This window comes from Clostridium senegalense, from assembly GCF_018916625.1.
Lineage (GTDB): Bacteria > Bacillota > Clostridia > Clostridiales > Clostridiaceae > Clostridium_J > Clostridium_J senegalense.
In genome coordinates this window covers 226,574-252,214 of the sequence record NZ_JAHLNC010000003.1, presented here as the reverse complement: position 1 = coordinate 252,214, position 25,641 = coordinate 226,574, and the positions used below count along the sequence as shown (strand labels likewise).

The following is a 25,641-nucleotide window of genomic DNA, read 5'->3' as shown; positions in this document are numbered from 1 at the left end:
AATTTATGGAAAAAACAAGTTTAACTATAGAAGAAATTCAAGAAATAATACCTCATAGATATCCATTTTTACTTATAGATAAAATAGATGAGCTAGAAGAAGGAAAAAAGGCTATAGGAACTAAAAATGTGACAATGAATGAATATTTTTTTCAAGGCCACTTTCCTAAAAAACCTGTAATGCCAGGAGTTTTAATTATAGAGGCACTAGCACAAGTAGGGGCAGTAGCATTATTATCTTGTGAAGATTTTAAAGGTAAAATTGCATACTTTGGAGGTATAAAAAAGGCTAGATTTAAGAAAATGGTTATACCTGGTGATGTTTTAAAACTAGAAGTAGAAATAATAAGTATGAAAGGTCCTATTGGTATAGGTAAAGCAACTGCTACTGTTGATGGAAAGGTAGCTTGTCAGGCAGAGTTATCTTTTGCTATAGGCTAATAGGAAAGGGCTTGATAATATGTTTAAGAAAATATTAATAGCTAATAGAGGGGAAATTGCAGTCAGAATTATAAGGGCATGTAAAGAGCTTGGTATAAAAACTGTAGCAATTTATTCCACATTAGATAAAGATGCATTACATGTTCAATTAGCAGATGAGGCAGTATGTATAGGACCAGCTAAAGCTAAAGATAGTTATTTAAATGAAAAAAATATATTAAGTGCAACTGTATTAACAGGAGCAGAAGCCATACATCCTGGTTTTGGTTTTTTATCTGAAAACAGTAAATTTGCAAAGATGTGTGAGCAATGTAATATAACTTTTATAGGACCTAGCTATGAAAATATAGAAAACATGGGTAATAAATCAAAGGCTAGAGAAATAATGCAAAAGGCTAATATACCAATTGTTCCAGGCTCAGAAGGAATAATAAAAGACTCACAAGAAGCGTTAAAAATTTCCAGGGAAATAGGATACCCTATAATGGTAAAAGCTTCTGCTGGTGGTGGTGGAAGAGGAATAAGAATAGTATACGATGAGAAAGATTTGGTTTCAGCTTTTGAAACTGCTAAAACAGAAGCAGAAGTATCTTTTGGTGATGGAAGCATATACATGGAAAGATTCATAGAAAATCCAAGACATATAGAGGTACAAATTTTAGCAGATAATTATGGAAATACTGTATACCTAGGAGAAAGAGATTGCTCTATACAAAGAAGAAATCAAAAGGTAATAGAAGAAGCACCGGGCCCAATTATAAGAGAAGATTTAAGAGAAAAAATGGGTGAGGTAGCTGTTAAAGCGGCAAAGTTTATTAATTATAAAAACGCTGGAACAATAGAATTTCTTTTAGATAATAATAATAATTTTTATTTTATGGAAATGAATACTAGAATACAGGTTGAACATGCAATAACAGAAATGATAACAGGAATAGACCTAATAAAAGAGCAAATTAAAATAGCAAGTGGAGAAAGACTTGATTTTTTACAAGAAGATATAATTTTAAAAGGTCATTCAATAGAATGTAGGATAAACGCAGAAATACCAAGTAAAAACTTTATACCTTGCCCAGGCGAAATAAAATATTTAAATTTACCTGGCGGATTAGGAATAAGAGTGGATACAGCTATTTATGCTGGTTATGAAATACCACCAACTTATGATTCTATGATAGCAAAAATCATATCTTATGGAAAAGACAGAGATGAAGCTATAAAGAAGATGGAAAGAGCATTAGATGAATTGCTTATAGATGGTGTTGAAACCAATGTAGATTTTTTATTAGAAATTTTAAATAACAAAAAATTTAAGGAAGGTAATTTTGATACAAAATTCATATCCGAGCAGCTAGGTTATCGCTCTTAGTGAGGTGATTAGAGTATGTTTGAAATAAATAAACTTTTTAAAAAGAAACAAAGATATGCTAGAGTAAAAACTGGAGAAAAAGATATTGTTAATAAAGTTGACAATACATCAAAACCTAATATACCTAATGGGTTATGGGTAAAGTGTGAAAAATGCGGTAAGCTTTTATATAAGGAAGACTTAGAAAAGAATTTTAGAGTATGTGAGAATTGTAATAAACACTTTAGAATAGGAAGTAAAGAGCGAATCAATCAAATTATAGATGAGGGGACTTTTGTAGAGTTTGATGAAAAAATGGAAACAAAAAATCCACTTAATTTTAAAGGGTATGAAGAAAAAATAGAAAAAAATAAAAAAGCTACTAATTTAAATGAAGCAGTAATTACTGGTGTTGGTAATATACATGGATATGAAACAGTAATAGCTGTTATGGATAGTAGATTTCTAATGGGAAGTATGGGTTCTGTAGTTGGAGAAAAAATAACTAGGGCTGTAGAATGGGCTACAGAGTATAAAAGGCCAGTAATAATTTTTACTGCATCTGGTGGTGCTAGAATGCAAGAAGGAATAGTTTCACTAATGCAAATGGCAAAAACATCTGCAGCACTTGCAAGGCATAGTGAGGATGGAAATTTATATATATCAGTTTTAACAGATCCAACAACTGGAGGGGTCACAGCAAGTTTTGCAATGCTTGGAGATATTATAATTTCAGAACCTAATACACTAATTGGTTTTGCAGGAAGAAGAGTAATAGAACAAACAATTAATGAAAAACTACCAGAAGATTTTCAAAAGGCAGAGTTTTTATTAAAAAAAGGATTTATAGATAAAATAATAGATAGAAAGAACTTAAAAAAGGTTCTTGGAAATATTTTAAGTTATCATGTTTAATGGTACATTAAAATGGAGTGATGTAACATGGCCTTATTAGAATTTGAAAAAAAATTAAAAGAAATTAAGTTAAATATTAATGATTTAAAAAAACGATCCTTAGAAACTGGTATAGATTTTAGTAAAGAAATTAAGGAATTAGAAATTGTACTCTATAAAATGGCTAAAGAGAAATATACAAATATGACTGCTTGGGATAGGGTTTTAATAGCACGAAAAATGGAAAGACCAACAGCATTAGATTATATAAATAATATATTTCAAGATTTTATAGAGTTTCATGGTGATAGATTTTATGGTGATGATGCTAGTATTGTAGGAGGTATAGCTAAATTTAATAATATACCTGTTACTGTAATAGCTCATCAAAAAGGTAAAAATACAAAAGAGAATATATTAAGAAATTTTGGAATGCCAAAGGCTGAAGGTTATAGAAAAGCTTTAAGGCTTATGAAACAGGCTGAAAAATTTAAAAGACCAGTAATATGTCTTGTAGATACTCCAGGAGCATTTTGTGGCATTGAAGCTGAAGAACGAGGGCAAGGAGAAGCTATTGCCAGAAATTTATTTGAAATGTCTAAATTGAAAACTCCAATAATATCTATTGTAATAGGTGAAGGCGGAAGTGGAGGAGCATTGGCACTAGCAGTGGCAGATGAAGTTTGGATGCTTGAAAACTCAATATATTCAATACTTTCTCCAGAAGGGTTTGCAAGTATTTTATATAAAGATAGCAATAAAGCAAAACAGGCAGCAGAAGATATGAAAATAACATCTAAAGATTTATTAAAGCTTGAAGTAATTGATAGAATTATAAAGGAGCCTCTAGGTGGAGCACATAATGATTTAGAAAGTATGTGTGAAAATATAAATAAAAATTTACAAGAAGCCATTAGTAGATTGAAAAGAGAACCTATAGATATGCTTTTAAAACAAAGGTATTTTAAATTTAGAAAGATAGGAAATGTAATTGAATAAAGTATATTTTAATTTCGAATGACAAATAAAACTAAAATAGTGTTTTATTTGTCATTTTTTAAATAAATTTTTAAAAAATTATTTTACTTAAAACAATTATAGAATTTATGTATATAATATAGTATGTAATATAAATGTATTTGTTGTAAAAAATGTATTTAGAATTTTTTATAATTAAAAATATGATTAAGTTGGTGGTAGTAGTGAAAATAAAAAAAGTTATATCAAATGTAAGAAAAAAACTGCTACTTAAAGAAAAGAAAAACCAATCCATGTATAGAAGATATAATAGAGAAGCAGCTAAAAATTATGCAGAGGCATATGCAGAAAGTCCTAATATAAGTGAGTATCCAATATTTAAAGAAAATGATTGTGCGAATTTTGTTTGCCAAGCTCTAAAAGCTGGCGGAATTGATATGGTTGGACAAAGTTATGATTCTTATAAGGAGTGGTTTTGCTACACGAGAGATGAAAAACAATTAAAAAAAATATCATTAACCTGGAGAAGTGCTAGATATTTTAGAAAGTATTGGGGCAACGAAAATGGAGTTGGAAATAATAAAGCTTTAATATTTAAAGAAATCACTGTAGATTATGCATTAAGTCATTTTAATGAAATATATAATATGTTAGATATTGGTGATGTTATACAATATGGGGATATAAAAAATAACAACTATCCATATCATACACAAATTATTCATGCCAAAGAATTTAATATAAACTTAGAGCATAATGATTTATTTGTAGCACAACACAGTATAAATAGAAAAAATGTGTCATTATATGAATATTTAAAGTTACTACAAGATAAAGATAAAAGAATAATATATATATATCATATATAAAATTACCATTTTATTGAAATTTATTGTATAATAATATTAAGGATAATTTAAAAGTTAGGTATATCCTAACTTTTGTTTTTTTATAAGAAAGGGATTTTTAGCTTTATTTATTACATTTAACTTACTACAGTTATACTTGTTGTTATCACTTAAGAAAAAATATAAATAAAACCTAAAACAATGAAAGCTTTTCCTAAAAAGTACGTTTAGTATTATTAGGAACATAGTGAGTAATAATCACCACAACTATTAACTTTTAACTAAAATAATCTGTTAGTTATTGATAAAATATTAGTTTGAGTTTTCTCATTTAATAAATGAATAATTTTAAAATTTAATTTGAAATCCTATATTAAGGTAGAAGTTTAACTTATCCATTAAAATTTTGATTTCAATTAAGAATAGTGATAACTTATAAAAGTAGAAGGTTAATAAAGTTTAAGAGTAATACTATTCTAATAGCTGATAACTTATTTTTTGTTAACTGATAAGAAAATTTGATAAATAAATTTAAGTTTAAGCTTGTATTTCTATATATACATAATTTCAGATTTAACATATTATTACATACACATATTTAAAAATAGTAATAAAATATAGTGTATGTAGATATTTTTTATTTTAAGTTAATTACTAATTAACTTTGGATATGATTATAGATATATAAGCTATTTAAATACTTAGGAGGAAAAGATATGAATAAAATTAATAGAAATGATTTATGTTGGTGCGGAAGTGGAAAGAAGTATAAAAAATGTCATATGGAAAAAGATATGGAGCTTCAAAAAATAGAACAGCAAGTAGGGTATCAAATACCAAGAGAATTAATAAAAACTGATGAAGAAATAGAAGGAATAAGAAAAGCATGTAAGCTTACTCATGATGTTTTAGATATGGTTGCGGAAAAAATAAAAGTTGGGGTTAGTACAGAAGAGATAAATACATGGGTACACGAATATACTGTAGAGCATAATGGCTATCCTGCACCGCTTGGATATTATGGTTATCCTAAAAGTACTTGTGTATCAATAAATGAAGTAGTATGTCACGGAATACCAGATGAAAATACTATATTAAAAGATGGAGATATAGTAAATGTAGATGTTACTTGTATTGTTGATGGATATTATGGTGATGCTAGCAGAATGTTTATAATTGGAGAAGCATCAGAAGAAGCTAAAAATTTAGTTAAAGTTTCAAAAGAATGTTTAGAAATAGGTATGCAACAAGTAAAACCTTTTGCAACTGTAGGTGATATTGGATATGCTGTTGAGCAACATGCAAAAGCTCATGGATATTCTGTAGTATATGAATTTGGTGGTCATGGAATAGGTAGAGAGTTCCATGAAGAGCCTTTTGTAGCTCACGTAGGTGAAAAAGGAGAAGGAATGATATTACTTCCAAATATGACTTTTACTATTGAGCCAATGATTAACTTAGGTGTTCCAGAAACAGTAATATTAGAAGATGAGTGGACAGCATTAACTAAAGATGGAAAACTTTCTTCTCAATGGGAACACACTATAAGAGTGACAGAGGATGGATTTGAAATTTTAACATAAAAATCACATAGAAAATATAATATAAATCTAAAAGCAATTAACTAGTTGATATAGAGCCATTTAAAATTTTATATAATTTATTTTATTTAAAATATATATGGAATAAAATATATTGACTAGTTATTTTTATATTGGTAATTTATAACTATTTCAATAGGAAGATAAGTTGTAACTATATTCTTGTATACCTAGTAACGAGGTGAGGGTTGGAGTGGAAATATTAAATAATAAATATAAAATAATTGAACAGTTAAAGCAAGGCAGATTATATTCTTCGTATAAAGCTATTGATTTACAAAACAATAAAAGAGATGTAATAATAAATATTCTAAACTCGAAAAACATACCTGAACAGTTTATTTCCTTTTGCATAGAGTCTTGTTCTAGTTTAGGAAGTTTAAATAAGGTTGGACTTATTCCTGTTTATGAATTTGGACTAGTAAATACTATAGATAATAAAATTGTTTCAAATAAAAATTATTATTATGCTAGTGCATTTTTAAAAAACAGTAAAAAACTTTGTAGCATAAAATTTGAGAATAAAGAAAAAATTTTAGATGTTTTTGTGAAGTTATGTCAAATGTTAAATTATTTAGATGTTCAAGGATGTATTTATAACTCTTTGAATGATGATAGTATTTATTATAATGAAGAGGAAGATATAATAGTTTTTAAAGATATGCTATCTGCAGAACTTACTAAATATGAATTTAATGAGGAACAGGAAAATAGAGAGATTTTTAATCTATGTAAAAAGAATAATGACGAGGATACATTAAGTGTACAAGTATATTCATTAGGCATAATTTTATTAATGTTATGTTTAAAGAGTAAAAAAGTTGAAATAAATAGTAAAAACTTAGAGATTATAGTTAAAAATATAGATGGCAGCTATAGCAACAATTTATATTTACAAAAAAATATAGATGAAGATATATACAATATAATAAAAAATATGATACAACTTGATAAAAGAAATAGGTATAACAATATAACAGATGTTATTTTAGAAATAAATAAGGTATATAATAAAAATTTTAAGCCATATAAAAAAGAATTATTAGAAAAGCTAAATTTTAATACTAGACTTGTAGGACGTAGTGAACAAGTAGAGAAAATAGTAAAGCTTTGTGAATCTATGAATAAGTATGAAAGAATAGATAAAATTGTTGCTGTACATGGAGAGTCAGGAGTAGGTAAAACAAGATTTTTAAAGCATTTAGAATATATATTAAATCTAAAAAATTTTACAGTGTACAGCAATTTATATACAACTAAAAAAAGTAATGCTTTGTTATATATATTAAAGAATATAGCTAGTAATGCCAGTGAAGATTTGATTTTAAAGTATGGAGATATTCTTAATATTTTCATACCAAATTTCACAAGTAAATATAATATTGAAATTACTGAAAATGATTTAAAAAAGAAAGATAAAGTAAAAGTAATAAATGAAGTTATTAAGTTTATTTGTGAAGTTACTAGAGATAAACCAGCTATTATAATTATAGATAATTTACATTATGAAGATGAACAAACACTTAATTTTTTCATATATAGTTTAAATAAATATAATAAAGAAAATAATGTTTTAATAATATTTAGCTATTGTGATGGAGAATGCAAAAAGAATAAAAAATTTATTGATTTTTTAAATAAGATAAAAGCAAATATACAAAATGGTTTAAAAATAAGGCTTAGTGATTTTAATGAAAATGAAACTGATGAAATGATTAGTAATGTTTTATGTAAAAGATATGTTTCAAATGCTTTTACGCAGATTATATATAACAATACCCATGGCAATCCATTATTTATAGAAGAAGTTTTAAAAAATATATTTTTTAGAAAATATATTTATATAAATGATGATAGTGGAAAATGGTATAACAAATATGAGTTAAAACATCTTAAACTTCCAGCAACAATGTATGATACAGTAAAAGACCAAATAGATGAATTTGATAAAATATCAAAGGATATATTAACGATTATGTCTATATTTAATAAGGCTATTAATAAAGAACTTATATTAAAAATGCTTAATATAGATATAAGTATACTATCAGATAAATTAGCACAGTTAATTGATATGGGGGTTTTATGTAGAAAAATTGAAGACAGAGGTTTTGTATATGATTTTTATAATAAATTTTTAAAGTTATATCTTTATGATGATATAGATGATGATGAAAAAGTAGAAAAACATAAAATGGCATATAAGGTTCTTGAAAAATATTATTTTGATGGAAGCTTAGAATATTTAGAAGAGATTATATATCATCTTGAAAAATCTAATGATAAAGAGTCTCTAAAATATTATTGTATTAAGAATGCACAAAGGATGTTAGAAGTAAATAATAAAAAGGATGCCATAAGTAATTACTTTAAAATTTTAAATTCATATAAAGAGCATGAATTTGATGAAGAAATCTTGAAAATTTTAATTGAAATAGGAATACTCTACAAAGAAGAATGTGATACAGAAAAGGCATTGGAATGCTTTAATAAAACAAGTAAAATTGGAGCTATGAAAGATTATACAAAAATAACAGTAGATTCAATGATACTTATAGTGTCAATTTTGTTAAATGATAAAGAGTTTAATGAAATAGAAAAATATATGTTAAAAATAGAAAAACTTTTAAAAGACATAGAGTATGAAAACGGCAATATAGCATACATGCACATAAAAGCAGAAATGTATATGTCAATGGGAGAGTATGATAAAAGTTATGATATTGGATTAAAAGGTATGGAATTATGTAAGGACAAATATTTAGATTATAGATTTAAATTTTGCAATATGATAACCGCCATACTTATAGTTAAAAATAAGCCACAGGAAGCATTACCTATATTGATTGAAAATTTAGAGTTATGTACAGATAAATATCCTTTAGCAAAAGTAAGAATCATGAATAATATAGGGCTTATATATAGTGACTTTTATGAAGAAATGGATAAAGCCATGGAATATTATGAAATGGTTTATAAAATTGAAGTGGATAATAACATTGAAAGTTGTGGTGTTCTTGGACTTGTAAATATAGGTTTTGTTCAATACAGTTTAGATGAATATGAAGAAGCTTACAATACATTTATGAAGGCCATAGAAAATTTACGTAAAAAGGAATTAAAAGAAGCAGAAAAACAAAAAAGATTTGAACATTATTGCTATATGTATTTAGGAAGTATATCCTATAAATTTGGTAAATATAGTGAGGCTTATAGGTACTATTCTTTGGTGAAAAATTATGCTGATGGACCAGATGTTGATAATAGAGATAAAGGTCAGTTTTATATATTAGCGTATAATCTACATTGCTTATGCGGTGAAAAAGAGAAGGCTAAAAGTTTTCTGAATATTGCAAAAAAATCGTCGAAAAATACAGGTGTGTCTTTAACAAAGTTAGCTAAAGTGTGCGAAATAGTATATGAATTGGAAGAAAATGCAGAAAAAGATATAGATAAGTACTTAATTATATTAGAAGAAATGATAGAGGATATAGTTAATAAAGACAATATAATATTAATTGTATTAAATTCTGTAATAAATTTTTATTTAAAAAAGGAATATGAAAAGGCAATATTAGTTTTACAATTAGCTAATGAATATGAATTAGAAATAGATTTCAAAAGAAATAATAGGACATTAAGGTTTTTAAATCATATACTTTTAGAAAATCCTAATATAGAAAGCTTAAATCTTATGTTAAGTGATTTTAAGGAGCAGGAAGAAAATTTTCTTTTATGGATATTATTAATTTGTATAGGTGATAAGTTTTTAGAAAGTGGTCAGTACAATTATGCTATTATATATTATTTTGAGGCTTGTGGATCAATTATAGATTTAATTCTTCAAATGCCTAAAGAGTTAAGGTTAGGTTTTTTTATTAGTAATAAAATGGAAACAGCTTTTATAAAATTTAAAGGGTTATTAGATTATTACAAAAAAGAAAAACAGGAATTAAATTTAAATGAATATAAGTTACAATTAAATAATAATCAAGAAATGGAAAGCTTATTTAAAGATGTATTGAATGAAGAAATAATAAGAGGAGAGCGATTATCTATATCTTTAAAAGATGTTAATGCTAATTTATACAACTTAAATATAAGAAGTACTAGTGAGTTATTTAAAAATTTCACATCCGATAGTATGAATAATATAAAATTAATTTTAAAATATTTAAGTTATATAACTATATCTAATAAAGCTATGGTTATTGTGGAAGATGAAAATGGGTTTAATATACTTGAAAGCACATCAAATGTCACAAAATTGCCAAAGGATTTAAATATAATAAATACAGTGAGAGATACTAAAAAGGAATTTATTTTAAATGAAAATTATATGGAGTATTTAGAACTAGATAACTGTAAAGTATCTACATCACAAACAAAAGGGATTATGTGTGTTCCTATAATCATGGATAGTAATTTAGAAAATAATAATAGAAAATGTACCATGCACTATGTAGACAATATAAAAGGATATATATATTTAGAGTCAGATCAAATACTAAATAAAATAAATAATGAGTCTTTAGAAACATGTTTAAATTTATCTAAAGTATTAGGGGTTTTAATAGAAAAATATTTATCAGAAGTAAGTTCTTCTTTAGATAAAGTTACAGGAAGCATGACAAGAAAATATTTAGAAAAAGCAATTACATTACAATTAGATTCGTGTAGTGAATGTAGTTCAAGCTTTTCTATACTTATGTTTGATGTTGATTTTTTTAAAGGAGTTAATGATGACTTTGGACATAGAACCGGTGACAACATATTAAAAGAGATATGTAAAACAGCTATGTTAAATATAAGAGAAAGCGATATATGTGGTCGATATGGTGGTGAAGAGTTCATAATTGTTTTACCTGAGACAAGTAGTGAAGAAGCCTTTGGTATTTCAGAAAGAGTTAGAACTAGCGTAAAAGAAAGAGACTTGCTTAGTGGAAGACGTGATGTGACTATAAGTATTGGAATAGCTAACTATCCAGAGCATGCAACTGAATATGAAGATTTAATTGAAAAAGCAGATCAAGCTTTATATGCAGCAAAGAATACAGGGCGAAATAAATCTGTTATATGGGATGAGAGCTATAGAGGAAACTTAAACTCTACTAATAAAATAACTGGAATAGTATCTGGAAATATAAACAAGGATATTAGAATTGCATCCACTATGCTTGATACAATAGAAATAGTTGGAGAAAACAAAAATAAAGATGAAATAATATATCTTTGTCTTGGTAGTATTATGAAAATGATAGAATGTAAAAGTGCATCTTTATTTATTATAAATGGCACTGATGTTGATAATATATACACAAGAAAACCAGGAGAAGCTGATTGGTTTACATTAAAAAAATATGACAAGGATTTAATTTTAGATGTTATTAAAGAAAAAAAGACAAATACTACAATAGAAATTGAGGATTTAAGTAAACTTGAAGATAATTCTCTTAGCACAGATTTTAAGTCTGTAATTATGACACCTATAATTCAAAAGGGTGTAGTAATCGGGATTTTATATCTTTGCGCATATTCTAGTACAAAGGAATTTGGAATAGAAGATGCTAACATTTTATCTATGGTAGGAAAGATAATGATACCAAGATTGTAGTTTTATTTTAAGTGAATACAACTATAGTATGATAAGATTGATTTGTAGTTAAATTATGGAATCAATCTTTTTTTTTATAGTATAATTATTTTAATGAATATTAATTTTTAGTAAAGCAAAACATACAAATAAGCGTATTTATATCAAAATAGACCTATAGTTAAAATAATGATGCTTTTATTATATTTAAATATTAAAAGTTATTTTTAAATATTAATTATGGCTAAAGGATAAAGATAAATTTAGGAGGAATTTTAATGAATAATGGATTCAAGCTTTTAAAAGAAGTAGAAGTTAAAGAAATTAATTCTTTAGCAAAAGTATTTGAGCATGAAAAAACAAAGGCTAAATTATTATATTTGGGTAATGATGATACCAATAAGGTATTTACAATAGGATTTAGAACTCCACCAGAAGACAATACAGGGGTGGCTCATATAATTGAACATAGTGTTTTATGTGGTTCTAGAAAATTTCCAACAAAAGAGCCTTTTGTAGAATTAATAAAAGGATCATTGAATACATTTTTAAATGCAATGACCTTTGCAGATAAAACAATATATCCTCTTGCAAGTAAAAATGATAAGGATTTTATGAATCTAATGGATGTGTATTTAGATGCAGTTTTTTATCCTAATATATATGCAAATCCTGAAATATTAATGCAAGAAGGTTGGCATTATGAACTTGAAAATAAAGAAGATGATTTAAATTATAAAGGTGTAGTTTATAATGAAATGAAAGGTGCATTCTCATCACCAGATGGAGTTTTAATGAGAAAAATACAGGAAACATTATTTGAAGATACAACTTATGGAGTGGAATCTGGTGGAGACCCAGAATTTATACCAGATTTAACACAAGAGGGATTTTTAAATTTCCACTCAAGATATTATCATCCATCTAATAGTTATATATTTTTATATGGAGATTTAGATATAGATAAGTATTTAAACTTTATAGACAAAGAATATTTATCTAATTTTGAATATAAACAAATAGATTCAGAAATAAAAGAGCAAAAACCGTTAGGTGATAGAAAATATGTGGTAGATGAGTATCCAATATCAGAGGAAGATAGTGAAAAAGAAAAAACATTTATGGCCTTAAATTTTGTTACAGGAAAAGGCTATGATGAAGAAGTACATTTAGCGTTAGATACACTAGAATATTTACTTTTAGAAACTCAAGGTGCACCACTTAAAAAAGCGCTAATAGATAATAATATAGGAAAAGATGTTTATGGTAGTCTAGACACTAGTATACTTCAGCCAGTGTTTAGTATAATAGTTAAAAACTCTGAGGAAGGCAAAAAAGAAGAGTTTGAAAAAGTTGTAGATGAAACATTAAGAGATTTAGTTAAAAATGGAATAGATAAAAAGCTTATAGAGGCTTGTATAAATATTACGGAATTTAGATTAAGAGAAGCAGATTTTCAAGGATTTCCTAAAGGTTTATTCTATTATATAAGTCTTATGGATAGTTGGTTATATGGAAAAGATCCATTAATACATTTACAGTATGATGGAATGATAGAAAAAATGAAAGAAGGATTATCAACTAATTATTTTGAAAGTCTAATAGAAAAATATTTATTAAACAATAACCATACATCTCTTTTAGTATTAAAACCTAAAAAAGGTTTAGCAGAAGAAAGAGACCAAAAAGTAAAAGAAAAATTAAAAGCCTATAAAGAAAGTTTAAGTAATGAACAGCTTGAAGAAATTATAGAAGAAACAAAAACTTTAATATTACGTCAAAATACACCAGATTCTAAAGAAGCGTTAGAGACAATTCCTCTTTTATCATTAGATGATATAGATAAAAATGTAGAAGATTTATCTGTAAAAGAAGAATGTGAAAAAGATATAAAAATCTTATGGCACGAGACATTTACAAGCAAAATAGCATATATTAATGTTTTCTTTGACTCTACTTCAGTGCTAAAGGAAGATATTTGTTATCTAAGCTTATTAACATCACTTATAGGAAAATTAGATACAGATAAGAAGAGTTATGTAGATTTATCTAATGAAGTTCTTATAAACACTGGTGGAATATATTTTAGAAGTGAAGTTTTTGGTGATAGTTTAGATACAAATAAATACTATCCATATGTTGTAGGATATTCTAAAGCTATTTTGGAAAAAGTTCCAAATCAATTAGAATTATTATCAGAGATGTATAACAACACTAATTTTAAAAATGTAAAAAGAATAAAAGAAGTTGTTCAACAATTAAAATCAAGAATTGAAATGTCTATAATTGAAAGAGGACATCAAGTAGCAGCATTAAGGCTTAATTCTTATTATTCTCCAGCATCAAAATATATAGAAAGTGTTTCAGGACTAGAATTCTATAAATTTATACAACACTTAGAAGAAAACTTTGATAGTGAAATAAATAATGTTGTAGCAAAATTAGAAGATATAAAAAATAGAGTATTTAATAAAGAAAACTTAATGGTTTCTATAACAGGAGAAAAAGAAGAACTTGAAAAACTTAAAGCTAATATTAATATATTAACTGATAATATAAATAATAATAAATATGAAAAACAAGTGTATGATTTTAAAGTTGAACAAAAAAATGAAGGATTATTAACGCCTTCTAATGTGCAATACGTTGCTAAAGGATATAACTTTAAAGATTTAGGATACGAATATAGTGGAAAATTATTAGTTTTAAAGACTATAATGAAATTAGATTATTTATGGAATAAAATAAGAGTTCAAGGCGGGGCTTATGGTGCCATGACAAGTCTTGTAAGAAGTGGAAATATGGTATTTGTATCTTATAGAGATCCAAACTTAGCTGAAACATTAAAAGCTTACGATGAAATAGTTAAATATATTGAAACTTTCTCTACTTCAGAAAGAGAGATGACAAAATATATAATAGGAACAATAAGTGAGCTAGATTCACCATTGACACCATCTATGAAGGGTGAAAAAGCTGTAAGCATGTATATAAGACATATAACTTTAGAGGATTTAAGAAAGGAAAGAGAAGAAGTTTTAAATGCCACTGAAGAAGATATGAGAAAACATTCAGACCTTGTTAAAGCGGTAGTATCTAAAGATTTTTATACAATCCTTGGAAATGATAAAAAGATAAAAGAAAACAAAAATATATTTAATAATTTAGTAACAGTATTTTAATTTAAATTATACAAACATACCACTTTATATTAAAAAGTGGTATGTTTTTTAAAAAAATAGGTACTTATAGGGAAACAAGCTTCAACTTAAATTTACAATGTTGGTTTAAACTGGACTCCAGTTTCTTTTGAATTGAATGGAGTAAAACTTGAGGTTGAAAGAAAAATTGAAGAAAGTTTAGCAGCTAAGTATACCACCGTAACAAGAAGGACAGGCGTACCAATGTATACTTTCCATAAGTTATTTTTTGAGTGAAATCAAAAGTTTAGCAATAAGATATAAAGCAATCAAAGCCGGTCCTAAAAAAGTACGTTGAGAATTATTAGGAACGAAGTGAGTAGTAATAACCATAACTATTAACTATTAACTAAAATAATCTGTTAGTTATTGAGAAAATGTTAATTTGAATTTTCTCATTTGATAAATGAATAAGTTTAAAATTTAATTTTGGACCCTATAAAAAACAAAGGAGTGTGATTAATGTGAAGTGTGAAATCATAGCTGTAGGAACAGAATTATTATTAGGGGATATCTTAAATACTAATGCACAATACTTGTCTAGAAGATTAAGTGAGCTAGGTATATTTTGTTATCATCAGTCTGTAGTGGGGGACAACCCTCAAAGGTTAAAAGAAACTTATGAGTTGGCTTTTAAAAGAGCAGATTTAGTTATAACTACTGGTGGGTTAGGGCCAACTAAAGACGATTTAACAAAAGAAATATCCTTTGAATTTTTTAGAAAAGAAAGTGTATTACATGAAGAATCTTTAAAAAGAATAGAAGATAGATTTGAAAAGATGGGAAGGGAAATGGCTAAAAATAATATAAAACAAGCTTATTTCCCTAAAGATGCAATAGTTTTAAGAAATGACAATGGAACAGCACCAGGATGTATTATAAATGAGAACAATAAAATACTTATAAACTTACCTGGGCCACCAAAAGAAATGAAGCCTATGTTTGAAAATTCTGTAGTTCCTTATCTTTCAAATTTTCAAAAGGTAGTTTTAACATCAAAAGTTTTAAGGGTTATTGGAATTGGCGAGAGTGCAGCAGAAGAAATGATTAGTCACATAATAGAAAATCAAACTAATCCTACAGTAGCACCTTATGCAAAAGACGGAGAGGTTACTTTTAGAATTACAGCAACAGCAGAAAATGAAAATAAGGCAAAAGAACTTATAGTTCCTATAGAAGAAGAATTAAAAGAAATATTTAAAGAAAATTTATATGGTGAAGGTGACGATACATTAGAAGATGTTTTAGGAAAATTTCTTGTAGAAAACAATCTTACAGTATCAACGGCTGAATCTTGTACAGGAGGATTACTTGGAGCAAAACTTATAAATTATCCAGGTATATCAGCTGTATTTTTAGAAGGTGCTATAACATATAGTAATGATGCTAAAATGAGAACTTTAGGTGTAAAAGAAGAAACCTTAAAAGAGTTTGGAGCAGTAAGTAGTGAAACGGCAAAAGAGATGGCAGAGGGTATAGCTAAGAGATGTGGTGCAAGAATTGGTATATCAACAACAGGTATTGCAGGTCCAGGTGGTGGAACTGATGAAAAACCAGTAGGTCTTGTGTATATTGGTGTTTATATTGATGGTAAAGTATCAACTAAAAAGTTAAACCTTTTAGGAAATAGACAACAAATACGAAATCGTGCTACACAGTGTGCCTTAGATTTCTTAAGAAGAAAATTATGTATAAGTAAAGATATTAATAAATAAAAAAAAGAGATGATTAATTCATCTCTTTTATTGCTTCTTAGGCAAGATTTTACTTAAATCTATAACCCCATTACCTTGCATATATTTCTTTTCTTTTATTAATCTAGAAGATACTTTTAAAAGACCATAGACATCCTTAAATATTAACTGTGGATTGTACTCGTATAAAAGTGCACAAACTCCAGCAATATATGCGCAAGACACAGAAGTTCCACTTACATCAATATAATGTCTATTAAGTTTTGGAGGATACACCTTTAAGCCATTTCGCTCTGAAATATAGCTAGTATTACAATTAAGAGAGATAACATCTACAGCTGCAGATATAAAGTCTGGTTTAGCTAGAGTTTTTGACGATCCACAAGAAGAATAAGAATAAATTTTGCTAGCAGAAGTAGTATCTATACCACCTACAGTTATAACATCTTTTAAAACGGCAAATCCTTTAATACTATTTTCAGATGATAAATTGCTACCAGAAGGTACTACTACGGTTATACCCTTATCTATACAAACTTTAAATAGCTTGGAATAAATATCTAAAAAATCACTATCAATAGTATAAGTTTCAAAAGGTAAACATAGTATTTTAATGTTATAATCTTCACTACACTTTAAAATTTCATTTATCGCAAATAAAGTAGATGAAAGAAAGGCCTTTCCTGTTTTATCAAAAGCTTTAGCAACTACTAAATGGCTGTTAATTGCAACACCACGATATCTTCCTTTAGATTCATAACCACTTCCACAAAGTATTCCTGAGATAAAAGTACCATGACCATTATCATCATAAGGATAAGTATAATTGTTTATAACATCTATAAAGTGTTTAATTTTATTGTTTGGATATAAAAGATCTTTATGGGGATAGCAACCACTATCCACTAAGCCAATGCCTACCCCCTTACCACTAAGTTTGTAATCTCCTTTAATGATATTATCAGAACTTTGCAATGAAACACCATTTGATAAAAGAACAGTTCTACCACAAAGAAATGCATATTCATCTAAAATTATATATTTAATTTCTGGTAGCTCTATAAGACGATTTATACAATTTGTACTTAAATTAGCAGCAATACAGTTAATAGTATCTATAGAAAATAATACTTCACCATTTAAGTATTTAATTTTTTTAACTAAATCATCCTTTAAATTTCTATATTCAACAATGACCCTATATTTACTATAAAAATTGTTTTCTATAGCTTTTCTTAATGTGGGAGATAGTTTCCTTTTTAAAGAAAGCATAAAATATCCTCCTAGAATTGATACATCAATATATTATATGAATACATGAAATAAATGTAACTTTAAGTAAAAAATTTTAATGAATTTACATTAGAATAATAAAAGAATATTAAAAATATATAAAAAATTGTATACCATTCATTTTTTTGATAAATGCTATTGAATTTTCAAATCATTACATTCATAATAGATTACGTAGATATAATGAGTGAGGGGGATAAGTATGGACTTTAAACAGTTAGAAGCTTTTATTATGGTGGCAAAATTAAGAAGTTTTTCAAAGGCAGCAAATGCTATTTATCTTTCACAACCAACTATAAGCTCTAATATAGCTAGTTTGGAAAAGGAACTGGAGATTCAACTTTTTGATAGAACGTCTAAGGAAGTTAATTTAACTCCTGCAGGAGAGTTATTTTTAGAATACGCTACAGATATAATAAATACTAGGAATAATTCTATAGTTGAAATGTCTAATTTTAACAACAACATATCCGGTAGATTAAATATATCAGCAAGTACTACTCCATGTAATGCTATATTACCAAGGCTTATAAAAAAGTTTAATGATACTTATGCAAATGTTAAATTTAATATTAAAGAGCAAGGCTCTGTAGGAATAATTAAAGATATATTAGAATTAAATTGTGAAATCGGATTAGTAGGTACTACCGTACATAATAATAAAATAAGAAGTTATGACATAATGGAGGATGAGCTAGTTATAGTTTCTAAAAAAGAGTTAGGTCTTCCAGCGGTATTAACTATTGATGAACTTTTGAATTGTGATTTTATAATAAGAGAAAAAGAATCTGCAACAAGAAAAACATTAGAAACTGCACTAGATGAAGCAAATTTGGATAACCATAAATTGAAAGTTTTATGTGAAGTTAATAACTTAGATGCTCAAATAAAAATGCTAAAACTTGGATTAGGGGTAGTTATTTTATCAAAAGCACTATGTGAGGATTTATTAAAAGATGAAAACATGCAAATAAGTACTGTGGATGGATTAAATCTTAAAAGAAGTATGTATTTAGTTGTTAGTGCTAAGAGAACGTTAACACCAATAGCTACAGCCTTTTTAAATATGTGTAAAGAAGTATATAATTTAGAATAAGGTGTAATTATAGAGAAATAAGCTCACATTTAAATTTATTCATTAAATTTTTGTTATCAGTTAATAAATTAATAAACTAAAAAAAGATGCTATGCATCTTTTTTATTTTTGCCACTTAAAAAGAATTATTCCTGCAATCATAACTACAATGCCCAATATTTCTTTTAAACCAAAAGAACATTTTTCAATGCCAAATAATCCAAAACAATCTATAAGTGCTGCTGCAACTAGTTGAGCAACTAATATTATGGATATTGCATAAGTAGTACCTAAGGTAGAGATACTTTTCATAACAGTATAAACTATAATTGCACCTAAAACTCCGCTTAAAAGATATATTTTATTTGCATCTTTTATTGCTTTTATATCTCCCTTACCAGCAAAAAGCATAACAATAAATGTAACAACAAGAGCAACCCCTTGAGCGATTACATTAGTTTCCCAAAGCCCTACAGTTTCAGACAGTTTAGTATTAAAAACACCTTGAAGGCTCATGCTTACACCTGAAATTATTGCTATTATTACAGCTAACATAAAATCACCGTCCTCAGGATTAGTGTAACCAATAAATTTAGTCATATTCAATATACTTATGAAAGGGATATATTAAAAAGGCTAAATATTTCCTATTGAGTTTTATAGGAGTAATAGATTATTATAATAAAAGATTGTTTAAAAGATTAAATTTAAGTAAATGCATAAAAAAACTAATTAAGCTAGTTAAAATCAATGCAATAATACATTTCATTTTAAAATAACTATAATTAGTTTTAAATTTTAATATTCTTTTAGTGGATAAGATTTTATCATTTCTCTATTAGATGTTGGTTGTTTCCAAAGTTCAAACTTACAGATTTTAGCTGTGTATAAGTATGAATCTTTTTCAAAATGTGGATCTATGTATAATGTTCCATTCCCAGCACTTTTTCTCGTATTATGATTAGCATTAGCTATAGGAATGTTAAGATTACCGTTATTAGGCATCTTTATATTGACATTATAAATTGGAAAAGTATTAAATACACTTCTTAAAATCTTATTTATATATCCTTTATCTTCTACTTTAAAGCCTAGCGTATTAAAACTATCATTAAAAACTATTTTATTATCTATCATAATTTTAAAATTTTTATATGGTGCTAAAACTTTAAGCATTGCTTCATCCAATTTTTGAAAATCATTAGAATTTACTACACCTAAAGGTATATGAAGCACAGGTGTATTTTTATATAATTTATATTTTTTACTTATGGACTTTTGTATTTTTGTAAGAGATGAAGATGAATTTTCATCAAAAACGGCAACTAAGTAATATTTCATAACTATCCTCCATAACCCAAGGTTTTAAATTGACACACTTAATATAATGCGCCAAAACTCGTTAATTTATAATAAACAATATTATATCATAAATAATGGAAGGATTCATTAAAAATATTATCTATAAGGTTATTTACATAGAAATAAGTTTATAAATAATATTTTTAATTACTGGTATAAAAACTTTAAAAGTTTTTATTTAATAGTTAAAAAGTAATAGTTAATAGTTTTAGTATGGAACTGGAATCTAGTTTTATTATAATTTGATGATATAAAAAATATAGTGATTAATAATCACCATAACTCTTAACTATTAGTATAATGTTAATATTATGAATTCATAAATTTAAAATTTAGTTTAGAACAGTATATCAATAATTTAAAAAAGGGTTAAATACCTTTAAAATTCTTGTAAAATGCATAAATATCTTGCATATAAGTATGATAGCCTTTATATTAGATGTAGAATAAATGATATATTTTAAAATTTCGTATTAATAATGTAATTTGTATATGATATAATATGATATGTATGATTTTTAGGATGCAAGATAAACTTAATATATATTAAATAGTGAGGATGATACCGTAATGGAAAAATTAATAATTAATGGTGGTAAATCCATATATGGAGAAGTGGAAATAAGTGGAGCGAAAAATGCAGTAGTAGCAATTTTACCAGCAGCTATAGTAGCGAGCAAGGGAAAATGCTGTATTGATAATATACCTAATATTGAAGATGTTAATTGTATAGAAAGAATATTTGAATATTTAGGATGCAAAGTTGAAAGAAAAGAAGGGGCCTTAATTATAGATAGTACAGTTGTTAAGAGCCTTAATGCCAATACAGAACATGTAAGAAAAATGAGAGCGTCATATTACTTTTTAGGAGCTCTTTTAGGAAGATTTAAAGAAGCTAGAGTAGAACTTCCAGGGGGATGCCCTATAGGTTCAAGACCTATAGATCAACACATAAAAGGATTTGAAGCTTTAGGTGCAAGCGTAACAATAGAATGTGGCGCTGTTAGTGTTAAAGCAGAAAAATTAGTTGGAACAAGCATATACTTTGATGTAATTAGTGTTGGAGCAACTATAAATGTCATGCTTGCAGCTGTTTTTGCAGAAGGTGTTACTATTCTTGAAAATGCTGCTAAAGAACCGCATGTAGTTGATGTAGCAAACTTTTTAAATAGTATGGGCGCAAAAATAAAAGGTGCAGGAACTGATACAATAAAAATAACAGGAGTAGATGAGGTTGTAGGATGCAATTACTCAGTTATTCCAGACCAAATAGAAGCAGGGACTTTCATGGTAGCTACAGCTGCATGTGGAGGAGAAGTAAAAATAAAGAACGTTATACCTAAACACCTTGAGTCTATATCAGCGAAATTAATAGAAATGGGAGCTGATGTTATAGAGGGTGATGACAATATTATCGTTAAATCAGATAAAAACTTAAAGGGTGTAAACATAAAAACATTACCTTACCCAGGATTCCCAACAGATGTACAACAGCCAATGAGTACTTTATTAGCTGTTTCAAAGGGCAGAAGTGTAATAAATGAAAGTATATATGAAAATAGATTAAAACATGTTGAAGAGTTAAATAGAATGGGAGCAAACATAACTGTTGAGGGAAGAGTTGCTGTTATTGATGGCGTAGAAAAACTTAAAGGTGCTAATGTTAAGGCAACAGATTTAAGAGCAGGAGCGGCACTTGTTATAGCAGGTTTAGTTGCAGAAGGAACTACTGTTGTTGAAGGAATACAACATATAGATAGAGGGTACCCTAATATAGAAGAAAAGTTTAAACGCTTAGGTGGAGACATTACAAGAGCAAAGTGTGATTAGTAAGTTAAGAGAAGGAGAAGTTTATGATATTTTGTCCATTATTTAGTGGTAGTAGCGGAAATAGTGTATTTGTATCAGATGGTAATACTAGAATTTTAATAGATGCAGGAGTTGCAGGTAAAAACATAGAAAGGGAATTAACTAATATAGGTGAAAACCCTTCGGAAATAGACGGTATTTTTGTAACTCATGAACATATAGACCATATAAAATCTGTAGGTGTATTATCAAGAAAACACAATATACCTATATATGCAAATGAGCTTACTTGGAATGCTATGGAAAGCAAACTAGGTAAATTAAAGATGGAAAATATAAAGCTTCTTGATAAGAAATACATAGACATAAAAGATATGACTATAGAAAACTTTAAAATACATCATGATGCTGTTGATCCTAGAGGTTATGCATTTAGAAGCAAAAATAAGGTAGCAGCAGTAGCAACAGATTTAGGGCATTTTTCAGAAGAAGTGAAAAATGTTTTGAAAGAGGCAGATGTATTTTTATTAGAAAGTAACCATGATATTGAAATGCTTAAATTTGGACCATATCCATATGTACTTAAGAAAAGAATTTTAAGTGATATTGGACATTTATCTAATGAGGCTTGTGGAAATGCTATATTAGATATTTTAGGAGATAATCTTAAAAATATATATTTAGGACACTTGAGCAAAACAAATAACTATCCACAGTTAGCATATGAGACAGTTATAAGCGTTTTAAAGGAAAACAAGGTTCAAATAGGAACAGATGTAAATATTACTATGGCAAATAGAGATAAACACAGTGATGTTATATGTGTATAATGATATTATGCTAATAATAAGTATAAGGGGGCAGTTATGAAAAAGAAATCAATAATAATAATATTAATAATTGCTTTTACTATAATAGGTGTTTTATCTTTTATAAATTACGATAAGAAAGATAAAAATAGTGCTTTAAATAGAGAAAAAATCAAGAATTTAAATGTAAAACAAGAAGAAAGTGGAGAGTATTTAGATTTAACATTATATTTTGATGGAACTGAAAACGATAGTGAATCTAAAATTTTAAAAGAAGAAAGACTAGTTGATAAGGAAGAATTGTTAGGAGAAATAATAGTTCAAGAGCTTTTAAAAGGCCCTTCAGTAGTTAGTCAATCTAAAGCAATATTCCCTAAAGACACAAGATTATTAAGCTTTTCTATTAAAGATGGTATTGCATATGTGAATTTAAGTGAAGCTGCAAAAGTTGAAATGAATGAGAATAAAGAAAAAACCACACTTACTTGTTTAGCTACGTCCCTTACTCAGCTAAGTAGTATTGATAAGGTTATGCTAACTATAGATAATAAAAATTTGCAAACAATAGGTGGAAATTACGATGTTTCAAAACCGTTTTCACAGGAAGATATTAATGGATTAAAGCTTAAATAGAATGAAGTTAAGTAAATATTGAAACAAATCAAAAGTTTTATTATAATTAACGAAGTAGATAAATTTTAATTTATTCATAAAGGAGATAATAACATGAGTTTATATAATGAATGGACAAATTACGTAGTTGATTTTGTGAAAAGCAAAGGTGAACCAGAATTCTGGAAAGAGTATGCTAGAGTTGAAACTACTATATATAGCAAAGCATTAACTAATTTAAATGGAGAAATTAAGGGAAAAATAAATGAATTAGCTGAAGAATATGGTGTTACAGATGTTCAATTTATGGGATTCTTAGATGGAATAAATGAAAGTATAGAAAAAGAATTAGATTTAGAGTCAATGGATGCAAATGCTGAAATAGATATGAAAATTGATTTTGAAAAATTATATTTCAATATGTTAGAATCTAAAGCTGATTACTTATACAAATTACCACAATGGAATGCAATATTCTCAGAAGAAAAAAGAAAAGAGATAACAAAAGAATGGAGAGCTTCTAAAGTAATAGTTAAAGAAACTAAAGTAGGAAGAAATGATCCATGCATATGTGGTAGTGGTAAAAAATACAAAAAGTGTTGTGGAAAATAGCATTTATGATAAAGCACCCTTATAGGGTGCTTTTTTAATACACAATTATTAGGGAAATAAGCTCCAATTTAAATTTATTTAATAACTTTTAACTTAAAATAAATTGTTGATTATTCATGGGATTAAGTGTATATAGGGAGTTTAAAAATTTTAAACAAAACGTTAATAATTTTAAATTTATTAAAAAATACAATAGTAAAGTTTAGATTTTTAAAAAAATAATATAAAATTAGTTATAATTTAATATTATTGTAATTAATTTTGCTATATTAAATGATAAAATTTTTATGTAAAAGTGTTAAAAATTATATTAAAATAGCTTTTAATTGTGATAATATAGTTTAGTATTAAAGTATATTATATACACTAATGTAGGTATTTAACTTTAAAAGTTTTAACATAGATGTTTTGAGGTGCATTATGAACAAAAAGAAAAAGTATGTTGTGGTTAACGAGAAAAGACTAATTATGGCAATAATAGTATGTTTGATTATTATATTTGGTGCATCTATGCCAATGATTAATTATATAAAGAGTGTAAATAAAAAAAATGAATTGGTATATGGAAAAAAAGAAGAAGTCAAAAAAGAAGAGGTCAAACAGTTAGAAGACTCTAAAACAAATGAAGAAGTTAAAGAGAAGAAAGAAGATAAAAGCGACAATAAAGAAAATAATAAGACAAGCAGTGATGAAAATATTTTAACAACATCTGCATTTATGGGAGATTCTATAACGGAAGGGTTCTCTTTTTATGAATTAGTAGAGGATAAAAGAGTTTTAGCTAATAAAGGAGATACTACTGAAGTTGCAGTAAGTTATGTAAATCAATTAAAAGATATAAATCCTAAAAATATATTTATACTTTATGGAATGAATGATTTGATTTGTTTTTCTAAAAATGAAGATTTTATTTCACAATATGAAAAACTAATAGAAGATATAAAAAAAGAAGTACCAAATTCTACTATATATGTTCAATCAGTATTTCCAGTAGCAAGTTTTGGAGAGGATGCTACAAATGGAATTACTAATACTCGTATAGAAGAAGTTAATAAATTGATTGTAGATATGTGTGTGAGACAAAGGGTTAATTATATGGATATTGGTAAGCTTTTAAAAGGAAATGATAATTCTTTTGAGCCAGATGGTAAACATGTAAAAGGAACTTTTTATAGCACATGGATAGATGAAATAAAAAACAATTTACATTAATTATAAGGGAAAGTAGAGTTAAACTTAGCTACTTAAAAATTGAGAATGAAAAGTTAGGTTAATTAAATCAGTACATAAAATTTTAAAGGCATATAAAAAGGAAGTAAGAAATTAAAAATTTAAAGCATATTTGTCATAAGAAAAAGGTGAATCTAGCAATAGTGGGGCTATACATGGGCTTTATTGACAAAGTATTAATGGCAAATAAGTGAGAATACTAGTTTATTATTTATTTGAGTATGTCTAAATACAGAAAGGATG

Annotated in this window: 18 protein-coding genes; 15 read left to right on the top strand and 3 right to left on the bottom strand. The window is 26.8% G+C overall.

All coding sequences use genetic code 11. The features are described 5' to 3' along the window. Positions 1-5 precede the first annotated feature (5 nt). From fabZ to KQI36_RS08355, 9 genes are all read left to right on the top strand, one after another. On the top strand, positions 6-440 hold the full coding sequence (gene fabZ, locus KQI36_RS08395; RefSeq protein ID WP_010298210.1) for a 3-hydroxyacyl-ACP dehydratase FabZ: 435 nt from the start codon (positions 6-8) through the stop codon (positions 438-440). Positions 441-459: 19 nt separating this feature from the next. Beyond that, positions 460-1,809, top strand: coding sequence for an acetyl-CoA carboxylase biotin carboxylase subunit (locus KQI36_RS08390; protein WP_216450538.1), 1,350 nt, complete (start codon positions 460-462; stop codon positions 1,807-1,809). A 15-nt stretch (positions 1,810-1,824) separates the two neighbouring features. After that, positions 1,825-2,703 (top strand): acetyl-CoA carboxylase, carboxyltransferase subunit beta, encoded by an 879-nt coding sequence (gene accD, locus KQI36_RS08385; protein ID WP_216450537.1) that lies wholly within the window; start codon positions 1,825-1,827, stop codon positions 2,701-2,703. A 27-nt stretch (positions 2,704-2,730) separates the two neighbouring features. Next, entirely contained in the window at positions 2,731-3,681 is a 951-nt protein-coding gene (locus KQI36_RS08380; RefSeq protein ID WP_216450536.1) for an acetyl-CoA carboxylase carboxyltransferase subunit alpha, read from the top strand. 203 nt (positions 3,682-3,884) lie between these two features. Continuing rightward, positions 3,885-4,529: an amidase domain-containing protein gene (locus KQI36_RS08375; protein WP_216450535.1), complete on the top strand. Its 645-nt coding sequence runs from the start codon at positions 3,885-3,887 to the stop codon at positions 4,527-4,529. Positions 4,530-5,224: 695 nt separating this feature from the next. Continuing rightward, positions 5,225-6,091: a methionyl aminopeptidase gene (locus KQI36_RS08370; RefSeq protein ID WP_010298198.1), complete on the top strand. Its 867-nt coding sequence runs from the start codon at positions 5,225-5,227 to the stop codon at positions 6,089-6,091. 211 nt (positions 6,092-6,302) lie between these two features. Further along, positions 6,303-11,723 (top strand): diguanylate cyclase, encoded by a 5,421-nt coding sequence (locus KQI36_RS08365; protein ID WP_216450534.1) that lies wholly within the window; start codon positions 6,303-6,305, stop codon positions 11,721-11,723. A gap of 257 nt (positions 11,724-11,980) precedes the next feature. After that, entirely contained in the window at positions 11,981-14,884 is a 2,904-nt protein-coding gene (locus KQI36_RS08360) for an insulinase family protein (protein WP_216450533.1), read from the top strand. 482 nt (positions 14,885-15,366) lie between these two features. Next, a complete protein-coding gene (locus KQI36_RS08355) occupies positions 15,367-16,617 on the top strand; it encodes a competence/damage-inducible protein A (protein ID WP_216450532.1) in 1,251 nt (416 codons plus the stop codon). A gap of 27 nt (positions 16,618-16,644) precedes the next feature. Here the strand turns inward: KQI36_RS08355 and KQI36_RS08350 are convergent, their stop codons facing one another. Further along, entirely contained in the window at positions 16,645-17,868 is a 1,224-nt protein-coding gene (locus KQI36_RS08350) for a S8 family serine peptidase (protein ID WP_216450531.1), read from the bottom strand. A gap of 223 nt (positions 17,869-18,091) precedes the next feature. On the opposite strand from KQI36_RS08350, the gene KQI36_RS08345 reads away from it, so the two are divergent. Then, positions 18,092-18,985, top strand: a complete 894-nt coding sequence (locus KQI36_RS08345; RefSeq protein ID WP_010298184.1) for a selenium metabolism-associated LysR family transcriptional regulator — start codon at positions 18,092-18,094, stop codon at positions 18,983-18,985. Positions 18,986-19,087: 102 nt separating this feature from the next. On the opposite strand, the gene KQI36_RS08340 is transcribed toward KQI36_RS08345, so the two are convergent. After that, entirely contained in the window at positions 19,088-19,519 is a 432-nt protein-coding gene (locus tag KQI36_RS08340) for a DMT family transporter (protein WP_216450530.1), read from the bottom strand. Positions 19,520-19,762: 243 nt separating this feature from the next. Further along, positions 19,763-20,305 carry a hypothetical protein gene (locus KQI36_RS08335; RefSeq protein ID WP_010298178.1) on the bottom strand — a complete coding sequence of 181 codons (543 nt, stop codon included), beginning with the start codon at positions 20,303-20,305 and terminating at the stop codon, positions 19,763-19,765. A gap of 591 nt (positions 20,306-20,896) precedes the next feature. On the opposite strand from KQI36_RS08335, the gene KQI36_RS08330 reads away from it, so the two are divergent. The 5 genes from KQI36_RS08330 to KQI36_RS08310 all read left to right on the top strand — a co-directional run bounded on the left by KQI36_RS08330 (position 20,897) and on the right by KQI36_RS08310 (position 25,380). Continuing rightward, positions 20,897-22,156, top strand: a complete 1,260-nt coding sequence (locus KQI36_RS08330; RefSeq protein ID WP_216450529.1) for a UDP-N-acetylglucosamine 1-carboxyvinyltransferase — start codon at positions 20,897-20,899, stop codon at positions 22,154-22,156. A gap of 23 nt (positions 22,157-22,179) precedes the next feature. Next, entirely contained in the window at positions 22,180-22,965 is a 786-nt protein-coding gene (locus KQI36_RS08325) for an MBL fold metallo-hydrolase (protein WP_010298172.1), read from the top strand. A 36-nt stretch (positions 22,966-23,001) separates the two neighbouring features. Next, the gene (locus KQI36_RS08320; protein ID WP_010298169.1) at positions 23,002-23,577 is read left to right on the top strand and encodes a GerMN domain-containing protein; all 576 of its coding nucleotides are present in this window, start codon (positions 23,002-23,004) and stop codon (positions 23,575-23,577) included. A gap of 93 nt (positions 23,578-23,670) precedes the next feature. Next, entirely contained in the window at positions 23,671-24,168 is a 498-nt protein-coding gene (locus KQI36_RS08315; protein WP_010298161.1) for an SEC-C metal-binding domain-containing protein, read from the top strand. A gap of 420 nt (positions 24,169-24,588) precedes the next feature. Then, the gene (locus KQI36_RS08310; protein ID WP_216450528.1) at positions 24,589-25,380 is read left to right on the top strand and encodes a GDSL-type esterase/lipase family protein; all 792 of its coding nucleotides are present in this window, start codon (positions 24,589-24,591) and stop codon (positions 25,378-25,380) included. Positions 25,381-25,641 lie beyond the last annotated feature (261 nt).